At 64.6% G+C, this 23,187-nt stretch carries 24 protein-coding genes; 10 read left to right on the top strand and 14 right to left on the bottom strand.

Annotation, left to right across the window (positions count from 1 at the left end; all coding sequences use genetic code 11):
* Positions 1-56 precede the first annotated feature (56 nt).
* Complete coding sequence (locus E4K65_RS19775; RefSeq protein WP_235885683.1) at positions 57-554, top strand: tetratricopeptide repeat protein; 498 nt, start codon at positions 57-59, stop codon at positions 552-554.
* 136 nt (positions 555-690) lie between these two features.
* The gene (locus E4K65_RS19770; RefSeq protein ID WP_025575111.1) at positions 691-966 is read left to right on the top strand and encodes a DUF1488 family protein; all 276 of its coding nucleotides are present in this window, start codon (positions 691-693) and stop codon (positions 964-966) included.
* A gap of 220 nt (positions 967-1,186) precedes the next feature.
* On the opposite strand, the gene E4K65_RS19765 is transcribed toward E4K65_RS19770, so the two are convergent.
* On the bottom strand, positions 1,187-1,669 hold the full coding sequence (locus E4K65_RS19765) for a CinA family protein (protein ID WP_135175584.1): 483 nt from the start codon (positions 1,667-1,669) through the stop codon (positions 1,187-1,189).
* Between the two features lie 167 nt (positions 1,670-1,836).
* Between E4K65_RS19765 and E4K65_RS19760 the strand changes: the two genes are divergently transcribed.
* From E4K65_RS19760 to E4K65_RS19750, 3 genes are read left to right on the top strand one after another with little or no spacing between them, the layout of a single operon-like run.
* Positions 1,837-2,895: an amidohydrolase family protein gene (locus tag E4K65_RS19760; protein WP_025575108.1), complete on the top strand. Its 1,059-nt coding sequence runs from the start codon at positions 1,837-1,839 to the stop codon at positions 2,893-2,895.
* Between the two features lie 23 nt (positions 2,896-2,918).
* Entirely contained in the window at positions 2,919-4,028 is a 1,110-nt protein-coding gene (locus E4K65_RS19755) for an amidohydrolase family protein (RefSeq protein WP_135175582.1), read from the top strand.
* On the top strand, positions 4,028-4,441 hold the full coding sequence (locus E4K65_RS19750; protein WP_135175581.1) for a Rieske (2Fe-2S) protein: 414 nt from the start codon (positions 4,028-4,030) through the stop codon (positions 4,439-4,441). Before E4K65_RS19755 ends, E4K65_RS19750 begins: the two co-directional genes overlap by 1 nt.
* A 121-nt stretch (positions 4,442-4,562) precedes the next feature.
* Here E4K65_RS19750 and tcuC read toward each other — a convergent pair whose 3' ends face one another.
* Entirely contained in the window at positions 4,563-5,888 is a 1,326-nt protein-coding gene (gene tcuC / locus E4K65_RS19745; protein WP_135175580.1) for an MFS transporter, read from the bottom strand.
* A 145-nt stretch (positions 5,889-6,033) separates the two neighbouring features.
* Complete coding sequence (locus E4K65_RS19740; RefSeq protein WP_135175579.1) at positions 6,034-6,933, bottom strand: transcriptional regulator GcvA; 900 nt, start codon at positions 6,931-6,933, stop codon at positions 6,034-6,036.
* A gap of 110 nt (positions 6,934-7,043) precedes the next feature.
* Here E4K65_RS19740 and E4K65_RS19735 point away from each other — a divergent pair, with 110 nt between their 5' ends.
* Positions 7,044-7,247: a DUF1127 domain-containing protein gene (locus E4K65_RS19735; RefSeq protein WP_027543408.1), complete on the top strand. Its 204-nt coding sequence runs from the start codon at positions 7,044-7,046 to the stop codon at positions 7,245-7,247.
* A 69-nt stretch (positions 7,248-7,316) separates the two neighbouring features.
* Positions 7,317-7,940 carry a GNAT family N-acetyltransferase gene (locus E4K65_RS19730; RefSeq protein ID WP_135175578.1) on the top strand — a complete coding sequence of 208 codons (624 nt, stop codon included), beginning with the start codon at positions 7,317-7,319 and terminating at the stop codon, positions 7,938-7,940.
* 201 nt (positions 7,941-8,141) lie between these two features.
* Here the strand turns inward: E4K65_RS19730 and E4K65_RS19725 are convergent, their stop codons facing one another.
* Both E4K65_RS19725 and E4K65_RS19720 read right to left on the bottom strand, forming a co-directional pair.
* Positions 8,142-8,972 (bottom strand): enoyl-CoA hydratase, encoded by an 831-nt coding sequence (locus E4K65_RS19725; protein ID WP_135175577.1) that lies wholly within the window; start codon positions 8,970-8,972, stop codon positions 8,142-8,144.
* A gap of 124 nt (positions 8,973-9,096) precedes the next feature.
* Complete coding sequence (locus E4K65_RS19720; RefSeq protein ID WP_135175576.1) at positions 9,097-9,798, bottom strand: SDR family oxidoreductase; 702 nt, start codon at positions 9,796-9,798, stop codon at positions 9,097-9,099.
* Positions 9,799-10,032: 234 nt separating this feature from the next.
* Here E4K65_RS19720 and E4K65_RS19715 point away from each other — a divergent pair, with 234 nt between their 5' ends.
* Both E4K65_RS19715 and E4K65_RS19710 read left to right on the top strand, forming a co-directional pair.
* Entirely contained in the window at positions 10,033-11,817 is a 1,785-nt protein-coding gene (locus E4K65_RS19715) for an acyl-CoA dehydrogenase family protein (RefSeq protein ID WP_135175575.1), read from the top strand.
* Between the two features lie 43 nt (positions 11,818-11,860).
* Positions 11,861-12,949 (top strand): Zn-dependent alcohol dehydrogenase, encoded by a 1,089-nt coding sequence (locus E4K65_RS19710; protein WP_135175574.1) that lies wholly within the window; start codon positions 11,861-11,863, stop codon positions 12,947-12,949.
* A 144-nt stretch (positions 12,950-13,093) separates the two neighbouring features.
* Here E4K65_RS19710 and E4K65_RS19700 read toward each other — a convergent pair whose 3' ends face one another.
* The 9 genes from E4K65_RS19700 to E4K65_RS19660 all read right to left on the bottom strand — a co-directional run bounded on the left by E4K65_RS19700 (position 13,094) and on the right by E4K65_RS19660 (position 22,488).
* Positions 13,094-13,447: a nuclear transport factor 2 family protein gene (locus E4K65_RS19700; RefSeq protein WP_135175573.1), complete on the bottom strand. Its 354-nt coding sequence runs from the start codon at positions 13,445-13,447 to the stop codon at positions 13,094-13,096.
* Between the two features lie 156 nt (positions 13,448-13,603).
* Complete coding sequence (locus tag E4K65_RS19695; protein ID WP_135175572.1) at positions 13,604-15,076, bottom strand: amidase; 1,473 nt, start codon at positions 15,074-15,076, stop codon at positions 13,604-13,606.
* A gap of 248 nt (positions 15,077-15,324) precedes the next feature.
* Positions 15,325-16,296 carry an iron exporter MbfA gene (gene mbfA / locus E4K65_RS19690; protein WP_135175571.1) on the bottom strand — a complete coding sequence of 324 codons (972 nt, stop codon included), beginning with the start codon at positions 16,294-16,296 and terminating at the stop codon, positions 15,325-15,327.
* A gap of 86 nt (positions 16,297-16,382) precedes the next feature.
* Positions 16,383-17,525: an alpha/beta hydrolase gene (locus E4K65_RS19685; protein ID WP_167770957.1), complete on the bottom strand. Its 1,143-nt coding sequence runs from the start codon at positions 17,523-17,525 to the stop codon at positions 16,383-16,385.
* Positions 17,526-17,672: 147 nt separating this feature from the next.
* Positions 17,673-18,542, bottom strand: coding sequence for an MBL fold metallo-hydrolase (locus tag E4K65_RS19680; RefSeq protein ID WP_135175569.1), 870 nt, complete (start codon positions 18,540-18,542; stop codon positions 17,673-17,675).
* Positions 18,543-18,559: 17 nt separating this feature from the next.
* Positions 18,560-19,750 (bottom strand): serine hydrolase domain-containing protein, encoded by a 1,191-nt coding sequence (locus E4K65_RS19675; RefSeq protein WP_135175568.1) that lies wholly within the window; start codon positions 19,748-19,750, stop codon positions 18,560-18,562.
* Between the two features lie 25 nt (positions 19,751-19,775).
* On the bottom strand, positions 19,776-20,387 hold the full coding sequence (locus tag E4K65_RS19670; protein ID WP_135175567.1) for a glutathione S-transferase family protein: 612 nt from the start codon (positions 20,385-20,387) through the stop codon (positions 19,776-19,778).
* A 184-nt stretch (positions 20,388-20,571) separates the two neighbouring features.
* The gene (locus tag E4K65_RS19665; RefSeq protein ID WP_135175566.1) at positions 20,572-21,414 is read right to left on the bottom strand and encodes a fumarylacetoacetate hydrolase family protein; all 843 of its coding nucleotides are present in this window, start codon (positions 21,412-21,414) and stop codon (positions 20,572-20,574) included.
* A 225-nt stretch (positions 21,415-21,639) separates the two neighbouring features.
* A complete protein-coding gene (locus tag E4K65_RS19660) occupies positions 21,640-22,488 on the bottom strand; it encodes an MBL fold metallo-hydrolase (protein WP_167770956.1) in 849 nt (282 codons plus the stop codon).
* Positions 22,489-22,678: 190 nt separating this feature from the next.
* Here E4K65_RS19660 and E4K65_RS19655 point away from each other — a divergent pair, with 190 nt between their 5' ends.
* The gene (locus E4K65_RS19655; RefSeq protein WP_027543391.1) at positions 22,679-23,110 is read left to right on the top strand and encodes a DUF3775 domain-containing protein; all 432 of its coding nucleotides are present in this window, start codon (positions 22,679-22,681) and stop codon (positions 23,108-23,110) included.
* Positions 23,111-23,187 lie beyond the last annotated feature (77 nt).

Here is a 23,187-nt window from a genome sequence, read left to right as displayed (position 1 = left end):
CTGCAGGAGGCGGCGGTGGCGGTGGCGGTGGCGGAGGTGGCGGCGGAGGTGGCGGCATGGATCCTTTTGCGAGCACCTATTCAGCGCCGAGCACGGCCCAACCGACCTATCCGAAGCGCTCGGGAACGAAGGCCACGCAGAAGAACAAAAAGCCCAACAACCAGTCCAGCATCGGCGATCCCGCATTCGCGGCCGGCTACCGCGTGGCCTATGACACGATCTACGAGCGCAACGACTATGCGGCTGCGATCGCGCAACTGAAATCGCTTGGACATGACGACCATCCGAACGTCGCCAACCTCATCGGCTACTCCTACCGCAAGCTCGGTGACTACGAGCAGTCGCAGGTCTGGTACGAGCGCGCATTGAAGGCCGATCCGAACCACGTGCTGACGTGGCAATATTACGGACTGTGGCAACTCGAGCGGGGCAACCGCGAGCAGGCGCTCTATCACCTCGGCCGGATCGCATCCATCTGCGGGACGGATTGCGAGGAGTACCGATCGCTGGCCGCGGCACTCGATAAGCCGACCGGCACGGCGTTCGCATACTGAAGGTGGTGAGTCGCCGTCTCATAGCGCCGCGCTGGTTGATAGGCTCCGTATGACTGCCATGTCCTCTGGCGCGGATAGTGACAACGCGCCAGATTTTCAGCATTGTCCCGTTCGGGGGCGCGAACGGGACAATTGGATGCCGCTGACGCGCGACAAAATCATTGGTCATGATCTCGAACGGCTGGCCTTTCGCTTCACCATGCTGAACGACGGCGAGGTCGTGCAGTGTCAGATCAGCGACGCCGCTATGGACGAGCTCGCGGGCATGCAGGGCACCGAAAGCAGCGCGCGGCAGGCGCAGTTCCTGTCGCTGCGCGAGACCATCGAGCGGATCGCGTCAGACCTCTACGACGAAGCCCCGCGGTTTCAGGGATATGTGGTGCGGATCTTCATGCGGCATTTGGGGGGGTAGTGTCGCCTTGTTTTCCGCTGTCATCGCCCCATCCTCCGCTGTCATCGCCCGCGAAGGCGGGCGATCCAGTACTCCGAGACAGCAGTGATTGAATCGAGAAGTCGCGGCGTACGGGATGCCCCGCCGGAGCCTGTCATCGGGCTCGCCGAAGGCGAGACCCGGTGGCGGGGCACGACAGCAACTATGTAGCAAGCCGGTCCCGACTCACTCGCGCAGCAGCTCACCCCTCCAGTTTCTTCAGCAGCAATCTCAGCGCCGTCGCCGCAAATACCTGCATGTTCGCAAGCCGGTCGCTGCCGCCCGTCTCCAGCGTCATCACCTCTGCCGCGGGGCCCGCGACCGCCATGCAGCTATGGCCGGCGTCGTCGCCATAGCGGTTGCCGGTGGGGCCGGCGGCGCCGGTTTCGGACAGGCCCCAGTCGCAATTGAAGCGGCTGCGCATCTGTTCGGCGAGGAGCTTCGCGTAGGGCTCCGACGAGGAGCGGAAGCCCTTCATTCCTTCGTCCGAAATATCCATCAGCACGCGCCTGGCATCGCGGGTGTAGACCACGGCGCCACCGAGGAAAAAGGCGGACGCACCGGGCACCGCGAGCAGGCTGGCCGCGATCAGGCCGCCGGTCGAGGATTCCGCCACCGCGATGGTCTGTTTGCGCGCGATCAATTGGGCCGCGACCTGTTCCGCAATGCCGACGAGCTCTTTCATCCCTTTAACCTCTCATTCCCTCGCAACCGAGCTCAGCCTTCCTAGCATAAGCTGGCTGCCTTGGCCGAGTTGCGGGCGACGGTCAGGCCTGCTTGAATGGCGCACACAAGGCGGAGTGGCCTGTCCGCTCGCGAGAAGACGTGACGAGGAAATGTGAAGGAGACGTGATGGCGTCCCTGATCGCCGGCGGGGTGGATTGCGACGTGCATCCGGCCGTGCCGCATCTGACCAGCCTGCTGCCGTACCTGAACGACTATTGGCGCGATCAGGTGACGACGCGCGGCATGGTTGATCTCGTTTCGCAATCCTACCCGCAGAACTCGCCGATCGTGGCGCGTCCCGACTGGCGTCCCGAAAGCGGCAAGCCGGGCGAAAGCCTCGAGGACATGCAGCGCCATGTGCTCGATCCCTTTCGACTCAAGCATGCCATCTGCAATCCGCTCTACGGCGTGCAAATGGTGTTTTCCGAGGACATGCAGGCTGCGTTCTGTCGCGCGCTGAACGACTGGCTGGTGAAGGAATGGCTCGATCGTGACAAGCGGCTGCGCGGCTCGATCGTGATCCCCACGCAAAGCGTCGAGAAGGCCGTCGCCGAGATCGAACGCTGCGCGCAGGACCGGCGCTTCGTGCAGGTCTTGATGCTGGTCATGGGCGACACGCCGCTCGGCAAGCGCGCGCTGTGGCCGATCTACGAGGCCGCGGAACGGCTGGACCTCGCGGTCGGCATCCATGCCGGTTCCGCCTATCACAATCCGCCGACCTCGGTCGGCTGGGGTTCCTATCACATCGAGGATTATGTCGGTCAGGCCCAGGCGTTCCAGACCCAGCTCACCAGCGTGATCGTCGAGGGTGTGTTCGCCAAATATCCGCGGCTGAAAATGGTGATGCTGGAGTCCGGCGTCTCCTGGATCTCCCCTTATCTCTGGCGGCTTCACAAATTCTGGCGTGGGGTGCGGATGGAGACGCCCTGGGTCGATCGCGCGCCGCTGGAACTTGTGCGCAGCAACATCCGCTTCTCGTTACAGCCATTTGATGCGCCGCCGGAACCCGAGACATTAATTCGCCTGTTTGATCATATGCAGTCGGACGAATTGGTCCTATTCTCCACGGACTATCCGCACTGGCAGTTCGACGGCCAGGACGCGCTCCCCCAGGGCCTCACCCCCGATCTCGTGCGCAAGATCATGATCGACAATCCGCATGCGACCTATCCCCGCCTGACTTAGCCGCTGCCAGAGGAGGCAAGGCGATGAATATTCAATTCCGCGAAAGCACCGAAGCCGCTTCCCCCCTGACGACCAAGACCGCGATCGCGGATTGCGACATCCATCCGGCCCGCGCGACCCGTACCGAGCTCTATCCCTATCTCGCCAAACGCTGGCAGCATCATCTCGAAGTCTACGGTGTGCACGCCTACCAGGGCATGATGGAAGGCCCGCCCTATCCGAAGGCCCAGCCCAACGCCTCGCGCCGCGACGCCTATCCGCCGGAAGGCGGGCCGCAGGGCTCCTCGCTCGCCTTCATGCAGAAGCAGCTGCTCGACCCCAACAACGTGCAGCTGGGCGTGCTCAATCCGCTCAACACGGGGCAGGGCATCCGCAATCACGAGCTCTCGGCCGCTTTGTGCTCGGCGATCAACGACTGGCAGATCGACAAATGGACCAGCAAGGACAAACGGCTGAAAGCGTCCATCGTCGTCGCCAATGAGGACGGGCTGTCGGCCGCCGCCGAAATCCGCGAGCGCGCCGGCGACAAGAATTTCGTTCAGGTGCTGCTGCTCAGCCGCAACGTCGAGCCGCTCGGCCAGCGCCGCTATTGGCCGATCTATCAGGCCGCGGAAGAGGCCGGCCTTCCCGTCGGCGTCCACGCCTTCGGCTTCGGCGGTAACCCGATCACGCCGTCGGGCTGGCCTTCCTATTACATCGAGGAGATGGTCGGACATTCGCAGTGCCAGCAATCGGCGCTGGCCAGTCTCGTTTTGGAAGGCGTGTTCGAGCGCTTCCCGAAGCTGAAGATGGTGATGATCGAGGCCGGCTTCGGCTGGGCGCCATCGCTTGCGTGGCGACTGGACAAGGCCTGGCGGCGGCTCAGGAGCGAAGTGCCGCATGTGAAGCGTCCGCCGTCGGAATATATCCGCGAGCAGGTGTGGTGGACCACGCAGCCGATGGAAGATCCGGAGCGGCGCGAGGATCTGTTCGACGTCATCAAGTGGATCGGCTGGGACCGCCTGCTGTTCGCGACCGATTATCCGCACTGGGACTACGACGAGCCGTCGCGCGTCTTGCCGGCGGGCGTCAGCGATACCAACCGCGAGGCGTTTTACCTGGGCAATGCCCGGAAGCTCTACGGGATCAATTGATGGCGCGTCACGTGATCGCGCCGGTCAATGAGTTGCCACCCGGCACGCGAAAATTCCTGGAGATCGAGGGACGGCCGATCGCGGTCTTCAACATCAAGGGCGAATATTTCGGCCTGATGAACCGTTGCCCGCATCAGGGCGCGGCGCTGTGCGAGGGGCCGCTGATCGGGCTCGCGCAATCGAGCGATCCCGGCGAGATCGAATACACCAAGCTTGGCGAGATCATCCGCTGTCCCTGGCACGGCTGGGAGTTCGACATCCGCACCGGCCAGTCCTACTGCGACCCTCGCCGCTTCCGCGTGAAGGCCTACCCGGCCCATGTCGAGCCCGGCGCGAGCGTGGTGAAGGGGCCGTATGTCGCCGAGACTGTCACGGTGAAGGTCGAGAGCGATTACGTGGTGGTGGAGCTGTAGGCCCCCACTGTCATTCCGGGGCGATGCGAAGCATCGAGCCCGGAATCCATCGTGCGACAGGAATGCTGGGAGAAATGGATTCCGGGCTCGCCTCTTCGAGGCGCCCCGGAATGACACTGAGCTAGTGCCCCGCAACCGGCTCCGCCACCGCATCATATGTCGGCACCGCCTTGCCGCCGCTGCGATACACCGTCGAGGCCGCGATGATGCCGAGCAGGGCGGCGAACATCAGCCAGAAACCGGGCGAGGCCTTGTCGCCGGTGCGCTCGATCAGCCAGGTCGAGGCGAACGGCGTGAAGGTGCCGAACAGCGCGGCCGCGAGCGCGAAGGCGAGCGAGAAGCAGGTGGTGCGGACATGCGCCGGCACGATCTCGACGAGGGCGCCGAGCATGGTGCCGCTGTAGACGCCGAAATAGAACGAGAACATCATCTCGACCGCGAGCAGCTTGCCGAAGGTCGGCGCGGCCACCAGCCAGTGCAGCGCGGGGTAGGCGGTGACGAGCGCGAGGCAGGCGATGGTGATCAGCACCGGCTTGCGGCCGATGCGGTCGGACAGCGCGCCGCCGACCGGATTCCAGAAGAAGTTGGTCACGGCGACCAGCAGCGTCACGAGCAGAGCGTCCTGCGTCGACAGCTTCAGCACGGTCTTGCCGAAGGTCGGCGTGTACACGGTGACGAAGTAGAACGTCGTCGTGGTCAGGATCGCGATCATCATGCCGAGGATGACGATGCGCCAGTTGGCGAGGGCGGAGGCGAACACCTCGCTCGCGGTCGGATGCTTCTTCATGGCGAGGAAGGCCGGCGTCTCCTCGAGCGTGCGCCGCAGGAAGAAGATCAGGGGAATGATCAGGCAGCCGACGAAGAAGGGAATGCGCCAGCCCCAGGCGGCCACCGTGTCGGCCGGCATCACCTCGGAGAGGAGATAGCCGAGGATCGAGGCCACGAAGATCGCGACCTGCTGGCTCGACGACTGGAACGAGGTGTAGAAGCCGCGGTTGCCGGGCGTGGAGATCTCGGCGAGATAGACCGACACGCCGCCGAGCTCGACGCCGGCGGAGAAGCCTTGCAGCAGGCGGCCGATCAGCACGATGACGGGCGCCGCGATGCCGATGGTCGCGTAGCTCGGGCAGAACGCGATCACGACGGTGCCGATGGCCATGATGCCGAGCGTGACGATCAGGCCCTGGCGGCGGCCGATGCGGTCGATGTACGCCCCGAGCACGATCGCGCCGACGGGCCGCATCAGGGCGCCGAGCCAGAACACGCCGAAGGTGTTGAGCAGCGAGGCGGTCTCGTTGGTGGAGGGGAAGAACGCCTTGCCGATGGCGGCGGCATAGAAGCCGAACAGGAAGAAGTCGAACTGTTCGAGGAAATTGCCTGAGGTGGCGCGCAGGATCGCGCCGATGCGCGACTTGATCTCGGGCGGATTGGTTGCTGGTCCAGCCATGACGTTGCTCCCCTTCAAATGTGGCCGGACCGGAACTCACTTCTCGGCAGGCGACAGATTGTGTGTTGCTGCGACAATCTGTCCTACCACTTGCCGCGCAGGGCGCGGCGGGTCAATCGGTTTTCAGGAGGAAGCTGATGATTTTTCAGGTTTTATTTTGCGTCGCAGCAACGATCCACTGACGGAACGCGGCGAGCTTTGGCGCCTCGCGGCGACCCTCCGGCGCGACCAGATAGAAGCCCGCATCGGCCGGCAGCGCGATCTTGAAGGGCACGACGAGGCGACCTTTGGCGATGTCGTCCTGCACGTAGGACGTCCGCCCCATCGCCACGCCGATGCCGTCGATCGCAGCCTGGATGGTCATGAAGATCATGTCGAAGGTGATGCCGGGCTGCTTGGCGATATCGGCCGGAAGGCCTGCCGCCGTCAGCCACAGCCGCCAGTCGTCGCTGTTGGCGTTGGAGGTGTGCAGCAGCGGATGATTTCGCAGATCCTCCGGACGCTGTAGCGGCTTGTCGCCGCGCAACAGCGACGGACTACACACCGGAAACAACTCGTCCGCCATCAGCCAGTCGGCACGCAGGCCCGGCCACTGGCCGCGGCCATAGCGGATTGCGGCATCGACATCGTCGCGCTGGAAGTCGACGAGGCTGGTCGACGTGGTGATGCGGACGTCGATGCCGGGATGCTGCTCCTGGAAATCGGTCAGCCGCGGCAGCAGCCATTTTGCGGCAAGCGAGGCCAGCGTCGAGAGCGTCAGCACCTTGTCGTCGTCCCTGCGCAGCAGGCGGTCGGTGGCGAGGCGGAGGTCGTTGAAGGCGGCGCGGACCCCCGGCAGGTAGTCGCGCGCCTCCGGCGTCAGCGCCAGCGCGCGGTTCTGCCGGATGAACAGGCGGATGCCGAGCTCCTCCTCCAATCGCCGGATCTGATGGCTGATCGCGGTCTGCGTCACGTTCAGCTCCGTCGCCGCCAGCGTGAAGCTGAGATGGCGCGCGGCGGCCTCAAAGGCCCGCAATCCGTTCAGGGAGGGCAATCTGGCAGTCATCTGGCAGCAGGATACATGACGTTATTTCATGCGAAGAGGTACAAATTGTCGTTTGTCGCAACGCACTGGAGCGCAGATATTAGTGGTCAACTTAGCTCCAGGAGCTGAAAATGTCTACCTTGACCCAGAATTCGATGACAAATCATCATGCACCCGGCTTGATCCAGCAGATCGGCGAGACGCTCCATGTCTGGCACGAGCGCTACCGGACCCGCCGCGAACTGACCAACTGGACGGCCCGCGACCTGCACGACGTCGGCCTGTCCTGGTCCGACATCGCCTATGAGGCCGACAAACCCTTCTGGCGGGCCTGATTGGCCGCCAGGCCGGCGCCGCCTGATCACAGGGGCGCCGGCGGTCCCTCTTTCCGCAGGGCACGTGTCATGAGCACTCTTCGCCTGGAAGATCTGAAGCAATATTCGGACACGCTGCGCACCCGGCGGGGCGAGGCGATCAACGTTCGCTTCGTCCAGCCGCGCGACACCGAGGAGCTTCAGCACTATTTCCGCTCGCTCTCGACCCGCTCCCGCTACAACCGCTTCTTCGGCGCGATCAGCGAATTGCCGAAGGGCCTGCTGGACGACTTCCTCCAGGTCGGCGAGCGCGAGCGCTTCACTGTGGTCGCGACCAAGATGGTGGACGGCTTCGAGACCATCGTCGCCGAAGCGCGCTACGCTTTCCACGTCGAGACCTCGACGCTCGAATTCGGGCTGTCGGTCGACGACCGCTGGCAGGGCCACGGCATCGCCACCGCGCTCATGAAGAATCTCGAATGCCGCGCGGCCGCGCTGGGTGCCGAGCACATGTTCGGCGATACGCTGCGTTCCAATGAGACCATGATCTCGCTCGCCCGCAAATCCGGCTTCGCCTTCGTCAATCACCCCGATGACTGGAAGCTGGTGCGCTTCGACAAGGAGATCGCGGTCGCACCGAAGGACATTCCCTGCGCGAGCTGGCGTCTCGCCGCCCTTTCCCGTCAGGCCGACAGCCCCTCAGCCTCGGCCTGACACGACTGCAAGCCCGGCTCGGGTCGACCTGAGCCGGGCATTTTTTGCCTCATGCAATCGTTGGCGCGTAGATCTTCCGAAGCCGTCATTCCGGGGCGCGCGTAGCGCGAACCCGGAATCCATTTCACCGCGTGTCTTGCGGCCCAATGGATTCCGGGCTCGATGCTGCGCATCGCCGCGGAATGACGGCGCCGCGACGCCCTACTTCCCCGTGAACACCGCTTTCCGCTTCTCGATGAACGCCTGCACCGCCTCCTTGTGATCGGCGGTCGTGGTGAGACGGATCAGCCGTTCGGCCTCGTGATCGCGGGCGGTCTCGAAATCGAACTGGATGGCTTCGTCGAGATTGTCCTTCATGTAGCGCAACGCCTGGCGCGGGCCTTCGGCGAGCGATTTGGCCAGCGCGAAGGCTTCGGCTTGCAGTCGGTCGTCGGGCACGACGCGGTTGACGAGGCCGATGGCTTCACAACGCGCGGCATCGACCCTGTCGCCGGTGAACATCAGTTCGCGCGCCCGCGCGGTGCCGACGAGGCGGGTCAACAGCCAGGCGATGCCATAATCGCCGCTCAGCGCGATGCGGGCATAGCCGGTGGCGATGAAGGCGGATTGCGCGGCGATGCGGATGTCGCAGGCCATGGCGATGGCAAGCCCCGCGCCGACCGCCGGCCCCGGCAGCGCGGCGATCGTGGGCTTGCGCACCGACACCAGCGCGCCGGTGAGCAGCCGCTGCCGCTCCTGGAGATCGGTGATGCGATCCTCCAGCGGCATCTCCAGCTTCTTCGGATCGCGATGCGCGCCCATGCCCTTGACGTTGCCGCCGGCGCAGAACGCTTCGCCCGCGCCGGTGATCAGCAGCGCGCCGACGCTGGGATCCTCGGCGCAGGTGCGGATCATCGTGCGCAGCGCCGGCGTCAGCGTGTCCGACAGCGAATTGCGCGCCTCCGGCCGGTTCAGCGTGATCACCGCGACGCGGTCGCGGATGACGCAGAGGAGCTCACTGGTGCCGGTGTCGACGGTGGTGTCCGTGGTCATGTCGCTCCCTCTCTATTCGTCATTGCGAGGAGCGAAGCGACGAAGCAATCCAGTCTGCCTCCGCGGAGCCATCTCTGGATTGCTTCGCTTCGCTCGCAATGACGGTTGTTGTGATGTTATCGCCTCAAAACTTCTCCACCCACGGCCGCAGCTCCAGCTCCCAGCTCCAGGCGCTGCGCGGCTGCTGCAACACGTTCCAGTAGCTTTCTGCAATCGCGTCGGGATCGAGCATTGAATCCGGATTGTCGGCTGCTTCCGTCCGCGCCGCGCTCCTGATACCGCCGTCGATCACGAAATGCGCGACATGGATGCCTTGCGGCGAGAGTTCGCGCGCCATGCTCTGGGCGAGGCCGCGCAGCGCGAACTTGCCCATCGCGAAGGAAGCGGACTGCGCATAGCCCTTGACGCTGGCCGAAGCGCCGGTGAACAGGATCGCGCCGTGCTTGTTCGGCAGCATGCGCTTGGCCGCCTGTTGCGCCACCAGGAAACCACCATAGGCGCTGACCGCGATCGCCTGCGCGACATCGGCCGGGACGAGGTCGACGAGCGGCCCCCGGGTGCGGCCGCTGGCATTGTAGACGACGAGATCGGGCGTGCCGATCTCGCGCTCGACGAGGCCGAACAGGCGCTCGACCTCATCCGGCTCCGTCGCGTTGCAGGCATAGGCTCTTGCACCGGTCTCGGTGCAGAGCGCGCCCAGCTTCTCGATCTTCCGCGCGGCAAGCGCCACGCGAATGCCCTGGGCGGAGAGCAGCCGCGCCAGCGAGGCGCTCAGGCCCTCGCCGGCGCCGACGATGAGCGCGATCTTGTATTTCGGGTGTTCCATGGCGTGATCTCTCGGAGACGGGAAGCCGTTGATCTATGCATCCGCCGTGCGGACAACCAGCCGGGGTGCAGGCCCTGCCGATCACAATTCCGCAGAGCGAATTGCTCCTTCACCGCGATCATGCCTCCCTGACAATTTGCGGCTTTATCCGGCTTCCTGGCTGGAGCATGATCGACATCATCCCAAGCGGCAAGCGCTAAGAAATGCCGTCGGGCGGAAACGAAGAGGACGATCATGCACAAGCCGGTCACAGCGCAGCCGAAAAATGCCGCGTCCGCGCCATCCGGCCTGCTGGCGCCCGATACCACAGGCATGAATTTCTACCGCGCCGATCCGGCGCTGACGGATTTGCTGCGCATCCACCTGCCGGAGACGCTGTTCCGTCACATCGAGCCGCATCTCGATCGCCTCGGCGAGCTCGCCGGCGGCCATCTCGACGAATGTGCGCGCCTCGCCGACCGGCACACGCCGGTGCTGCACCAGCGCGACAAGTTCGGCCGCGACGTGCAGTGGATCGAATACCACCCGGCCTATCGCGAACTGGAGAAGGCCGCGTTCGGCGAGTTCGGCATCCACGCGCTGTCGATCCGCAAGGGCATCATGGGCTGGCCGGACAAATATCCTGTCGTGGCAAAGCACGCCTTCACCTTCCTGTTCAACCAGACCGAATTCGGCATGGGCTGCCCGATCAACGTCACCGACGGCTGCGCAAAACTCCTGGCGAATTTCGGCAGCGAGGCGCTGAAGGCAAAATATCTCGATGGTCTCACCCAGACCGACATGAGCAAGCTGACGCAAGGAGGCCAGTTCATGACCGAGAAGGAGGGCGGCTCCGACGTCGGCACGCTGACCACGCGCGCCGTGCAGGAGGGCGACCATTGGCGCCTCACTGGCGAAAAATGGTTCTGCTCGAACGCGGATGCCAAGGTCGTGATGCTGCTGGCGCGTCCCGAAGGCGCCGGCCCCGGCACGCGCGGCGTCGGCCTGTTCCTGATGCCGCGCTTCCTCGACGACGGCGCGCAGAACCACTACCGGATCGTCCGTCTGAAGGACAAGCTCGGCACGCGCTCGATGGCCTCAGGGGAGATCAAGCTCGAAGGCGCGATCGCCTACGCCGTCGGCAAGCTCGACCGCGGCTTCGTGCAGATGGCCGAGATGGTGAATTCGTCGCGGCTCTCCAACGGCGTCAAATCCACCGCGCTGATGCGCCGCGCCTATCACGACGCCATGACGGTGGCGAAGAACCGCGTGGTGTTCGGCAGCCGCATCATCGACCTGCCGCTCGGCCGGCGGCAGATGCTGAAGATCATGCTGCCGGTCGAGCAGGCGCTGTCGATGAGCTTCCTCACCGCCGACGCGCTCGACCGCGCCGAAGCCGGCAGCCAGGATGCGGCGGCGCTGCTGCGTATCCTGACGCCCACGCTGAAATTCCGCGCTACGCGCGATGCACGAAAAGTCTGCGGCGATGCGCTCGAGATGCGTGGCGGCATCGGCTATATCGAGGAATTCGCCACCGCCCGGCTGCTGCGCGACGCCCATCTCGGCTCGGTCTGGGAAGGCACCGGCAACATCGTCGCGATCGATGCGCTGAGGCGCGCGGTCGGCCGCCACGGCGCCGAAGCTGCGCTCGCCGCCGACCTGCATGCCCGGCTCGATGACAGCGCGTTCGTGCCGCAGGCCTGGCGCGACCGTTTGCGCGGTCTTACCGATCGTGCGGTCGGCTTCGCGCGCGAGGTCGCGGGCAAGTCAGAAAACGAGGCCGACGCGCGGCGCGCCACCAGCCTGCTCTATCATGTCGCAAGCGCCGTCGCGCTCGCGTGGGAAGCGCATCGCATCCACGCCATGCGCGGCGATGCGCGCCGGCTGCTGCTGTCGCGTCTGGTGATTGATCACCGCGTGGCGCCGAGCGATCCGTTCCGGCTGACGGAAAATGCCGCGCAGACAAAGATCGCCGCGCTGCTGCTCGGCGATCGCGCGGCTGGGATGAGCGAGGTTGGCGAACTGGTTCTGGCAGCGTAGGCTGCGCCCGCGTTCAAAACAAAAAAGCGACAGGGAGTGCTCGATGAAGGCCGCCGTCCTCTATGAAGTCAACAAGCCGCTGGTCATCGAGGATGTCAGCCTGCCGAAGCCGGGCCCGCGCGAGGTTTTGATCCGCACATCGGTCGCCGGCCTCTGCCACTCCGACCTGCACTTCATGGAAGGCCTCTATCCGCATCCGCTGCCCGCGGTGCTCGGGCATGAATCCGCCGGCGTGGTCGAGCAGGTCGGCTCCGACGTCACCTACGTGAAGCCGGGCGACCACGTCGTCACCTGCCTGTCGGTGTTCTGCGGCACCTGCGACAATTGCACCACCGGCCGTACCGTGCTCTGCACCGATACCACGGTGAAGCTGCTGCCGGGCGTCTCCGACCGCATGCAATGGTCGCGTTCCGAGAAGCTGCATCAGTTCCTCAACCTCTCGTCCTTCGCCGAGCAGATGCTGGTGCACGAGAACGCGATCGTCAAAATCCGGAAGGAGATGCCGCTCGATCTCGCCGCGCTGATCGGCTGCGGCGTCATCACCGGCTATGGCGCAGTGGTGAATACGGCGAAGGTGACGGCGGGCGAGACCGTTGCGGTGATCGGCTGCGGCGGCGTCGGCATGGCCGCGATCAACGGCGCGCAGATCGCCGGCGCCGGCCGCATCATCGCCATCGACACCAACCCGGCCAAGCTGCAGCTCGCGACCAAGCTGGGCGCGACCGACATCATCAATCCCGCCGACGGCGACGTGGTGAAGCAGGTCCGCGATCTCACCAATGGCGGCGTGCATCATTCCTTCGAGGTGCTCGGCCGCAAGGAAACCGCGGAGCAGGCGTTTGGCATGCTCGCCTCCGGCGGCACCGCTACCATCGTCGGCATGATCCCGTTCGGCCAGAAGATCGAGCTGCACGGCTTCGACTTCCTGCGCGAACGCAGGATCCAGGGCTCGTCCATGGGTTCGAACCATTTCCGCGTCGACATGCCGCGCCTGGTCGATTTCTATTTGCGCGGCCGGCTGCACCTGGAGGACTGGATCTCGGCCAAGCTGAAGCTGTCGGAGATCAACGAGGGCTTTGCCAACATGAAGGCGGGCAAGACGCTGCGAAGCGTGATCGTGTTTGATAGCTAGCGCTGGCGGCGCCCCGAAACAGGTGTCATCGCCCGGCTCGACCGGGCGATCCAGTATTCCGCGGCGGGAGTTGAATGAACGAACTGCTGCCGCGGAGTACTGGATGCCCCGCCTTCGCGGGGCATGACAGTCCGTAACCCCGCCTCACCGCGACACGTGCGCCGACACCGCGAGCCATCTGCCGTTCTTCTTCGACCAGCAATCGGTGTAGCGGCCCGTCGCCTGCTGGCCGTCTGCCGTGGTGTAGCTTGTCGCCGCGTGGATGATGGCGAAGTCGCCCATGATGCGGATGATGACGTCCTGCTCCCTGAGGTTCCGGATCGCGATCGGCCGTGCCGTCTGTTCCAGGAAAGCGGCGCGGTCGACCAGCGTCTTGTCGGGATTGGAGCAATAGAACTCCGGCGCCAGGATCTGGTCGAACCGCTTGACGTCGCAGTTCTGAACGGAGGCGACGTAGTCGCGGTTGAGCGCGGTGAGCTCTTCCATGTCCTGGCTCATGACGTTCTCTCCCTTGTCATTCCGGAGCGCGCGTTGCGCGAAGCTCGACGTTATTTTGCTCCGTCATTGCGAGGAGCCCTTGCGACGAAGCAATCCAGAATTTCTCCGCGGATACAGTCTGGATTGCTTCGCTTCGCTCGCAATGACGGGCGAAAGCTAATCATCGAACAATGGCGGCGGTGTGAAGCCGCCGAACTCGCGCTCGATCAGCTCGGCGAGCTTCAAGGGCGTGCGGTCCTCGAGGAAGGGGCCGACGATCTGGACGCCGACCGGCAGGCCGTCCTTCGACAGACCGAGCGGAACGGCCGTTGCCGGCAGGCCCGGAAGCGTCGCAATGCCCGGCCATGCGAGCTGGTCGGAATAGGGATAGTCCGTGCCGTCGATGTCGATTCTTCGCAGGCGCTGCTCCGGCGAATGATCATGCGGAAAGGCTGGCGTCGGCATGATCGGGCAGATCACCGCGTCGAAGGTCTTGAACAGCGCGCGCCATTGCGCGCGCAGGACGGCGCGGGCGCCGGCGTCGAACACCCAGGCGCGGTGGCTTGCAGTAATGCCGCGCAGTCGCTCCGCGCCGAGGCTCCGGTCTTCCGGCGACAGTTGACTCGCTCCGGCTTGCGCATCCGCCAGCTCGTCGGGCGGGAAGAACGCGCCGAGGAAGCTCAGCAGCATGCGCATGTAAAGCCGCGACGTCTCCGCGAAGTCCGGAAGCAGCGTGCTCTCGCGCGCGACCGTCACGCCGGCCTTCGTGAGGTCGGTGGCGAGCTTGTCGATCGCGCCGCGCACGTCCCGGTCAGTCGGCAGCAGCGGATGGCTCTCGATCACCAGGACACGAAAATCGCGCAGCGACTGATGCCGCGCAGCAGGCAAATCGAGTTTGTAGGCGAGGCCGGCATCGAGCGGATCCGGTCCGGCCATGACGTCGAGCAGCAAGGAAAGATCCGCTGCCGTGCGCGCCATCGGACCGATGACGGCGAGGTCGCCTTCGCGCGGAATGGCCGGAAACGGCGGCGGAGTCTCGCCGCGCGCTGCGCAGAGATTGATGGTCGGCTTGTGAGCGAAGATGCCGCAATGAAATGCCGGCACACGCAGGGAGCCGCCGATGTCGGAGCCGGTGGCGAGCGCGCAATAACCCGCGGCGAGGGCTGCCGAAGATCCCCCGGACGATCCACCCGGCGTGCGGCCGAGATCATAGGGGTTGTTCGTGGTGCCGTAGATGTCGTTGTAGCTCTGCCAGTCGCCGAGGCCTATCGGGACGTTGGTCTTGCCGAGGATCACGCCGCCGGCCTGCTTGATGCGCAGCACCGCTAGCGCGTCTTCGACAGGCTTGAAATCCTTCTGCGGAACGAAGCCCCAGGTCGTCGGCAGGCCGGCGATGTTGAAGGATTCCTTGATCGTCAAGGGCAGGCCGAGCAGCGGCTTGCGCTCGCCGCGCGCCAATCCGGCGTCCGCCTCGCGCGCCGCGACGAGTGCGCGATCGAAATCGCGCACGCAGACCGCGTTGATCTTGCCGTCGTGCCGTTCGATGCGGTCGATCGCGTCCCGCGTGAGCTCGACCGCGGAGACCTTCTTCGTGGTCAATGCGGCCGACAGCTCGACCGCGCTCTTGAAACTCCATTCCGATTTGGCCACGGCGCTTCTCCCGCTCTGGTTGCTGGAGGATGATGCGCAGTTTGGCCGAACGCTGCAACCGCTGTTTGATCGCGATTGATATGTGGATGAGGGTCGTCGGGCAGTGCCAAAAAGTCGGTGTCATCGCCCGGCATGACCGGGCGATCCAGTACTCCAAAGGCCCGCGTTTGAGAGCTCGATCTCGCCATATCCGCCACGGCGTACTGGATCGCCCGCCTTCGCGGGCGATGACAGCGAGTGTGAGGTCGTTACGCCGCCCCGATCAATATCCCCACCGCCAGCACGATGGCGCCGCCGAGCACGATCTGGAACACGGCCTGGAGGAACGGCGTGTCCATGTAGCGCGAGCGGATGAAGGCGATCGCCCATAGCTCGAAGAACACGACGATTCCGGCGATCGCCGTCGCGATCCAGAACGCATTGGCCCAACTGTCGGGCACCAGATAGGGCGCGGTATGGCCAAGCCCGCCGAGCGTCGTCATCAGGCCGCAGGTGAGACCGCGCAGCCACGGCGAGCCGCGCCCCGTGAGCGAGCCGTCGTCGGACAGCGCTTCCGCAAATCCCATGCTGATGCCGGCGCCGATCGAGGCGGCGAGGCCCACCAGAAACGTCTGCCAGTTCTGGTGGGTGGCAAACGCGGCGGCAAACAGCGGCGCCAGCGTCGAGACCGATCCGTCCATCAGGCCGGCAAGGCCCGGCTGCACATATTGCAGCACGAACATGCGGCGGTTGGTGCGATCTTCCTCGGCGCGCACATCCGGGCTGAGGATCTGGTCCGCCAGCTTTGCGGCCATCTCTTCGTGGCCCTTCTCGGCTTCGGCGAGATCGCCGAGCAAGCGGCGCACGCCGACATCCTGCGCCTGTTCGGCGGCCTTCACGTAAAAGCGCTCGGCTTGCATTTCCATGGTCTCGACTTCCCTGCGGATGGTGTCGAGCGACAGGTTCTTGGTGAGCCAGACCGGGCGGCGGCGCAGGAAGCCTTTGACGTCCTCGCGGCGGATGGGCGGCAGGTGCGGACCGAAACGCTGTTCGTACGTCTCCAGCAGCATGTGGCGATGTCCGCGCTCTTCCTCGGCCATCTGCTCGAAGATCTTGGCCGAGTCCGGGTAACGCTCCCTCAGATCCTCGGCGAAGGTCATGTAGATGCGGCTGTCCTCCTCCTCGGAGGAGATCGCGACCGCAAGCACCTCGCGCTCGGTCAGATCGGCAAAATTCTTCACGACGGCCCTGTCCCAGTAGTTTAGAATTATTCTAAACTATATAGGCCGCCGTGGTTCCCGGGTCAAATCAGTCGCGTGGGCCTTAGTCAGTAAGTCTTGGCCAGGAAGTCGAGCAGCAAGCGGCTCACCTCGATCGGCTGCTCCTGCTGCACCCAATGGCCGGCACCGTCCACGAGATGGCAACCGAGCATCTTGGTGCACGCGCTTTTCTGCATCGCCTCGAACACGCCGGGGCGCTGATAGGTGCCCCAATCCTGTTTGCCGGAGATGAAGCAGGAGGGCACGTCGATGCTGCGGCCCGAGAACAGCTGCAACTCGTTGTTGAAAGCGGCCGAGGTGCCGCAGCGATACCATTGCAGCCCGCCCTGGAAACCGGTGCGGCCATATTCGGCGCTGTAGTACGCGAGTTCGTTGTCCGGCAGCCATTGATTGGCGGCGATCGCTGCCGGCGAAGGCATCTCCTTGGCGACCGTCTCGGCCATGGTCTCGTTCAGATCCATCACATAATAGGTCGGCAGCTTTGCCAGATCACCTGCCGACCACGAATTGAGCGGATAGGGCTTGTTGTCGGTCCAGTCCGCGCTCTTGTGATGGTAATAGGCGCGCAGGAAATCATGCACGCCTTGCGGTGCGTGATGCATGTCGGCGTTGGCGGTGCGCGTCGAATAGTACCATTGATAGTGGATTCGCGGACGCGGCAGGGCCGCGAGTTCGCGATGCACGGGATCTTCGGCCAAAACCTGCGTCGGTGCATCGACCGTGCCAAACGGCAGCGGCGGTGGTCCGCCGAACGGCGCGCTCATCATCGTGACCGAGCGGAATATGTCGGGCCGGATCAGCGCGCACCAGGATGCGACCGGGCTGCCGAAATCATGTCCGACCAGATCGACCTGCCTGTAGCCGAACGCCGACACCAGACCCAGCGCGTCGCGCACCAGGTTGAACAGACGGAATGGCGCGAGGTCGCCGTCGTAATCCGCGGTCCATCCGGTGGTGCGGCCATAGCCGCGCTGGTCCGGCGCGATCACGTGATAGCCGGCGGCAGCGAGCGCCGGCATCACCTTGCGCCAGGAGAAGGCAAGCTCGGGAAAGCCGTGCAGCAGCAGAATGCAGGGGCGGCCCTTGGTCTCGAAGCCGGCCTCCAGCACATGCATGCGCAAGCCGTTGATGCCGTCGACATAGCGCGAGCGGATGCCGGCGGGCAGGGGGACGTCGGGGAGCGCTGTCATCGTTTCCTCCACTTGGGTGGAATCGTAGGGTGGGTTAGCCGAAGGCGTAACCCACCTCTTCTGTCTCTGCGGTACTTAAAGAGGTGGGTTACGCTCAGCGACTGCGCTTTGCGCAGCTGCAGAGCTAACCCACCCTACGGCATCTCGTTAAACCGCCGCGCAGACGAACGCGTTGCCCTTGCGCCTGATCTTCCCGACCGACGGGGAGGGGAAATGCGCCGTGCAGCACAGCGTGTCGGTGTCGCAATAGCGTTCCAGGAAGCTGCGGCGCGTCGTTGCGGCCATGGCCGGATCGACGTCGAACTTGATCGACAGCTCCGGATAAAGCGTCTGCAACGGCGAGTGCATGAGATCGCCGGAGAACACGGCATCGTCCTTGCCGCGGCCCATCGTAACAGCGATATGCCCCGGCGTGTGGCCTGGTGTCGGCAGGATGCGGACGTGATCGCCGATCTGGTGGTCGTTGCCGACAAGTTCGTGGCGGTTCGCCTCGACCACCGGCAGCACACTGTCGACGAAGGGCGGGATCTCCGTCTTCGCGTTCTGAGCCGACCAATGGTCGAACTCCTGCTTGGCGAACACGTAGCGCGCCTTGGGGAAGGTCGGCACCCAGCGGCCGTTCTCGAGCCGCGTGTTCCAGCCGACGTGATCGACGTGGAGATGCGTGCACATCACGAAGTCGATGTCGTCAGGCGAGAATCCGGCGGCGCCCAGCGCGCGCAGATAGGTGTCGTCGGTCTTCATGTTCCATTTCGGCCGCTGCGGCCGCGGCTTGTCGTTGCCGATGCAGCTGTCGATCAGGATGGTGTGGTGCGGTGTCTTCACCACATAGGACTGGAAGCACAGCAGCAGCACATCCTGCTCATCCAGCGCCTTGGCTTGCCGCATCCATGCCCGGTTCTCGGCCAGCACCTCCGGTGTCAGTCCCGGCAGCATCTCGAGTGCCGGGACGAACGAGGTTTCCTGCTCGATGACGCGATGGATGTTGAGATCGCCGGCTGAAAATTTCAGGCTCATGTTCGCTTCCCTCGTGATCAGTGCGCGTCGCGCACGGATGGAATGACGATATTGGAGAGGATGTCGATCGCGGCCAGGCCTTCCTTGGGCTGGCCGTATTGCGCGGCGGTCGTCATCATGACGAGATCAAGCTCGGGCACGATGAAGATGCGCTGGCCACCCCAGCCGAAGGCGGCAACCCATTTGATTTCCTTGCCGCCGGCAAGCGAGCGGCCCATCCACCATTGATAGCCGTAGAACAGCGTGCCGCCGAAATAGCCGATCGCCTGGAACCGCGGTGTGATCGATTGTGCGATCCAGTCGGCCGAGACGATTTGCTGGCCGTTCCACTGGCCGCGATTGAGCACGAGCTGGCCGATCTTCGCCGCATCACGCGGTCGCAAGCGCAGGCCCGCGGCCGCCGCGATCTTGCCGTTCTTGTAGGCCTTCCACTCGACATCGGGGATCCCAAGCGGCTGGAACAGCACCTCGCGCGCGAATGCCTCCAGCGGCTTGCCCGAGACGCGTTCGAGGATGTTGCCGAGCAGTTCAGTCCCGCCGCCATTATAGGTCCACAGTGTATCCGGCGGCGCGGCGACCGGCTTTGCGAGCACATAGCCGATCGGATCGGCTTCAAAGGTGAGATGCGGCTCGTCGTTGCTTGGATCGGTCCAGGCCCGCGCCTCGTCCCATTTCATCCCCGAGGACATCGTCAGCAGATGGCGCAGCGTGATGGCCTCCCAGCCCGCCTGCTTCACCGTCTGATGGTCCGGGAAGAATTTGAGCACGGGCTCGTCGACCCCTGCGATGAGCTTGCGATCGATCGCGATGCCGACGAGCAGCGAAACGACGCTCTTCGAAGCCGAACGCATGTCGTGCTTCGTCGTCGCGGTGAACTCGTGCTGGCCGTCCGGCTGTCCCCAGGGTTGGTCGTAGCCGGGAAAATACTGCTCGAAGACGAGCTTGCCGTGGCGTGCGACGACGACCGAATGGACCTTGGTCGCACGCTGCTCGAGCCTCGCGGCGATGCCGCAGAGCTGCGCGCCGTCCATGCCGACACTGTCGGGTGACGCAGTGGTCCAGCCGTCGTCGATCGACGATGGAGGTTCGCAGGCGAGGTTTCGCGGTCCAGGCGCCACGCCGTCGGCCTGCACGGGAGTGGCTGAGACGGTCAACGCGAGCACGAGGCTCGCGCCGAGAATGCCGAGGTGGGGGAAGCGGTCGCGCATCGTCCTTCTCCCCGCCGTCGCGATACTACGCCGCTGGCGGCACCGAGATCTTCACCGACGGCCGCTCCAGCATCTTCTGATGGAAGGCGTCGAGCTTCGGATAGGCCTTGCGCCAGCCGCAATCGGCGAAGCGGAAGTCGGCATAGCCGAGCACGCAGACGAGGCCGATCTGCGAAATGTCGAACGGACCGTTCAGGACATCGGGCATGTTCTCGAAACGCGCCATGCCGGTCCAGGCCCGGTTCCAGTGGTCGTCCGACCACGCCTGCCATTGCAGGCCCTGCGGACGCACCATCTTCTCGTAGCGGCACAGCAGCATCGAATCGAGCATGCCGTTGATCAGGGAGTGATTGGTCTTGGCCTTCCAGCGCCGCGGGCCGTAATCCGGGATCAGGCTGCCACCGGCCATCTCGTTGAGATATTCGACGATGACGTAGGAATCCAGGATCACGTCGCCGTCATTGGTGATCAGCACCGGCAGCTTCTTCAGCGGCGTGATGCGCGAATAGTCCTCGTTGGCCGTGCCCGGCGCGACGGTTGCGGGCGTCAGCTCGATCTTGTCGATCAGCCCAAGCTCGATCGCGGCGATGCGCACCTTGCGCGCGAAGGGCGATGCGGCGGAGAAGGAGAGTTTCATCGGAAATAACCTCTATCCAGACACACGGTCCTCATCCTGAGGAGCGCGCGCCCTGGCGCGCGTCTCGAAGGATGGACAACGAGGGAAGGTCTCTCGTCACCCGGCGCGAACGCCGGGCGACGGTGCTTGTGGCGCATCCTTCGAGACGCGCGCGTTGCGCGCTCCTCAGGATGAGGGCGGAGGCTTACGCCGCAATAATCTCCTGCCGCTGCTCGCCGAGGCCCTCGATGCCGAGCGTCACGACGTCGCCGACATTGAGGAAGGTCGGCGGCTTCATGCCGAGGCCGACGCCGGGCGGGGTGCCCGTGGTGATGATGTCGCCCGGCAGCAGCGTCATGAACTGCGAGACATAGGAGATGCACTTGGCCATGGAGAAGATCATGGTCTTGGTCGAGCCGGTCTGGCGGCGCTGGCCGTTGACGTCGAGCCACATCGACAGGTTCTGCACGTCCTTGATCTCGTCCTTGGTGGCGAGCCACGGGCCGACCGGGCCGAACGTGTCGTGCGACTTGCCCTTGGTCCACTGCCCGAGGCGCTCGGTCTGGAAGTTGCGCTCGGAGACGTCGTTGCAGACGCAATAGCCGGCGACGTAGTTCAGCGCATCGGCTTCCGAGACGTACTTGGCGCGGGTGCCGATGATGGCGGCGATCTCGACTTCCCAGTCGAGCTTGGTCGAGCCGCGCGGCTTCTCGACCGCGTCGTTCGGGCCGGAGAGCGAGGTGTTCGCCTTCACGAAGATGATCGGCTCGCTCGGGATCGCAGCGCCGGTTTCCTTGGCGTGGTCGCTGTAGTTGAGGCCGATGGCGACGAATTTCGAGATGCCGGTGACCGGCGCGCCGAACCGCGGCTTGCCGGAGACGGCGGGCAGCGCGGCGGGGTCGAGGGCGGCGAGCTTCTTCAGACTTTCCGGCGAATAGGCCTCGCCGGTCAGGTCCTTCACATGCGCCGACAGGTCGCGCAACTGGCCGGATTTGTCGATCAGGCCGGGTTTTTCCGCACCCTTTTCGCCATAACGAACAAGCTTCATTCTCGTTTCTCCCTGGAGATGGACCGATCGGTTAAACAGCTTCATGGAACAGGGCGGCGGGAAATTCAACCGCTCAAAACGGGGCGCATTGCAGCCCCTCGCTCGTAGGGTGGGTTAGCACGCGGCTGCGCGAAGCGCAGTCCGGGCGTAACCCACCTCTTCTGTTTCCGAGGGGATAGACCGTGGTGGGTTACGCCTTCGGCTAACCCACCCTACGATTGCGTCTCACCCCAGCGCCACGAACCTGAACGCGTCCCCATCCCGCCTGATGTGTCCGGCCGAGTAATGCCCGCCGATCACCAGCGTCGGGGTGTCGGCAAAGCGCGAGAACACCTTGTGCCGGGTCGCCGCCGATTGGGCGGGATCGGTATCGACGACCGAGCACCAATCGAGATGCGCCATCTGGCAGGGATGATGGGCGACGTCGCCGGTGAGCAGCCCCTGTTCACCGCCGGACTCGATCAGGACGCTCATGTGACCGGGGCTGTGGCCGGGGGTCGGGATCACGCTGATCTCGTCGGACAGCCGGTGGTCGCTCGGGATCAGCTCGGCCTGGCCCGCATCGACGACCGGTTTCACGGAATCGTCGAACACCGCGACCTTGTCCGGCTCGGTCGAATGGTCGCGCCAATATTCGTATTCGGCCTTGCCGAAGAGATAGCGCGCCTTCGGGAAGGTCGGCACCCATTTGCCATCGACCAGTTTCGTATTCCAGCCGACATGGTCGACGTGAAGATGCGTGCACAGCACGGTGTCGATGCTGTCAGGGGCAAATCCCGCTGCCGTCATGGTCTCCAGAAACGGCGTGCTGCGGTTATTCCAGACCGGGACGCCGCGGCCCTGCTTGTCGTTGCCGAGACCGGTGTCGACCACGATGCGGCGCGTCGGCGTCTCCACCACCAGCGCGTGGATCGACATTTTCAGCCGGCCCTCGTCGGTGGCGAAATGCGGGATCAGCCAGGGCAGCTTCCGGATTTCATCGTTGGTCGCGGCCGGCAGGATGAAGCGGGTCGAGCCGACTGTCTCCATCTCGACGAGCTTCGTAATCCTGACCTTGCCCACCTTCCACGACATCCGGCGTGTCCCCATGTTCTTGCTTTGCGCCTCGCTGTCATTCCGGGGCGATGCGCAAGCATCGAACCCGGAATGACGAGAGAGGACGCTTTGCGCCGAAACATGCGGGTTTCCACCATGAAGCGCAATGGATCATCTGATGGCGCGCCGCGTTATCGCTGGAACCCAGGACAAGCCGGAGGGAAAGACGATGCCAGAGCTTGCAATTTCCGCCGAGAAGGTCGCTTTCATCATCGAGAAGGCCCGCGAATTCGACGTCAAGGAAGCTGCATCCGATCCGGACTCGGGCTCGAATCCCTCCGACGATGACGAGATCGACGTTCTGGAAGACACGACGTCCGATCCGGTCGCAAGCGAGTTGATCGGCTTCATCGGGGCGCTGAACGAGGACGAGCAGCTCGACCTCGTGACGCTGATGTGGCTCGGCCGCGGCGACGGCTCCGTCGACGAGTGGGACGACCTGCGCGCCCGCGCCGCCGAGGCCCGCGCCGAATATAAGGCGCCCCGGCGCGAGGCGGTGCAATATCTACTGGGCGAGCCGATGCTTGGCGATCTCCTGGCCGACGGCATGGACGAGCTTGGCATCGACTGGACCGACGAGCGGACCACGCCGGTATCCTAGAGCTGAAGATCTACACGAGGTCGTCATGCCCGGGACAAGCCCAGGCATGACGGTCTTCTGCGGATGACGTTGTTGCG

The sequence above is a fragment of the Bradyrhizobium niftali genome (assembly GCF_004571025.1).
Taxonomy (GTDB): Bacteria; Pseudomonadota; Alphaproteobacteria; order Rhizobiales; family Xanthobacteraceae; genus Bradyrhizobium; species Bradyrhizobium niftali.
The sequence above is the reverse complement of the archived record's forward strand: the minus strand, read 5'-3'. Positions and strand labels throughout refer to the sequence as shown.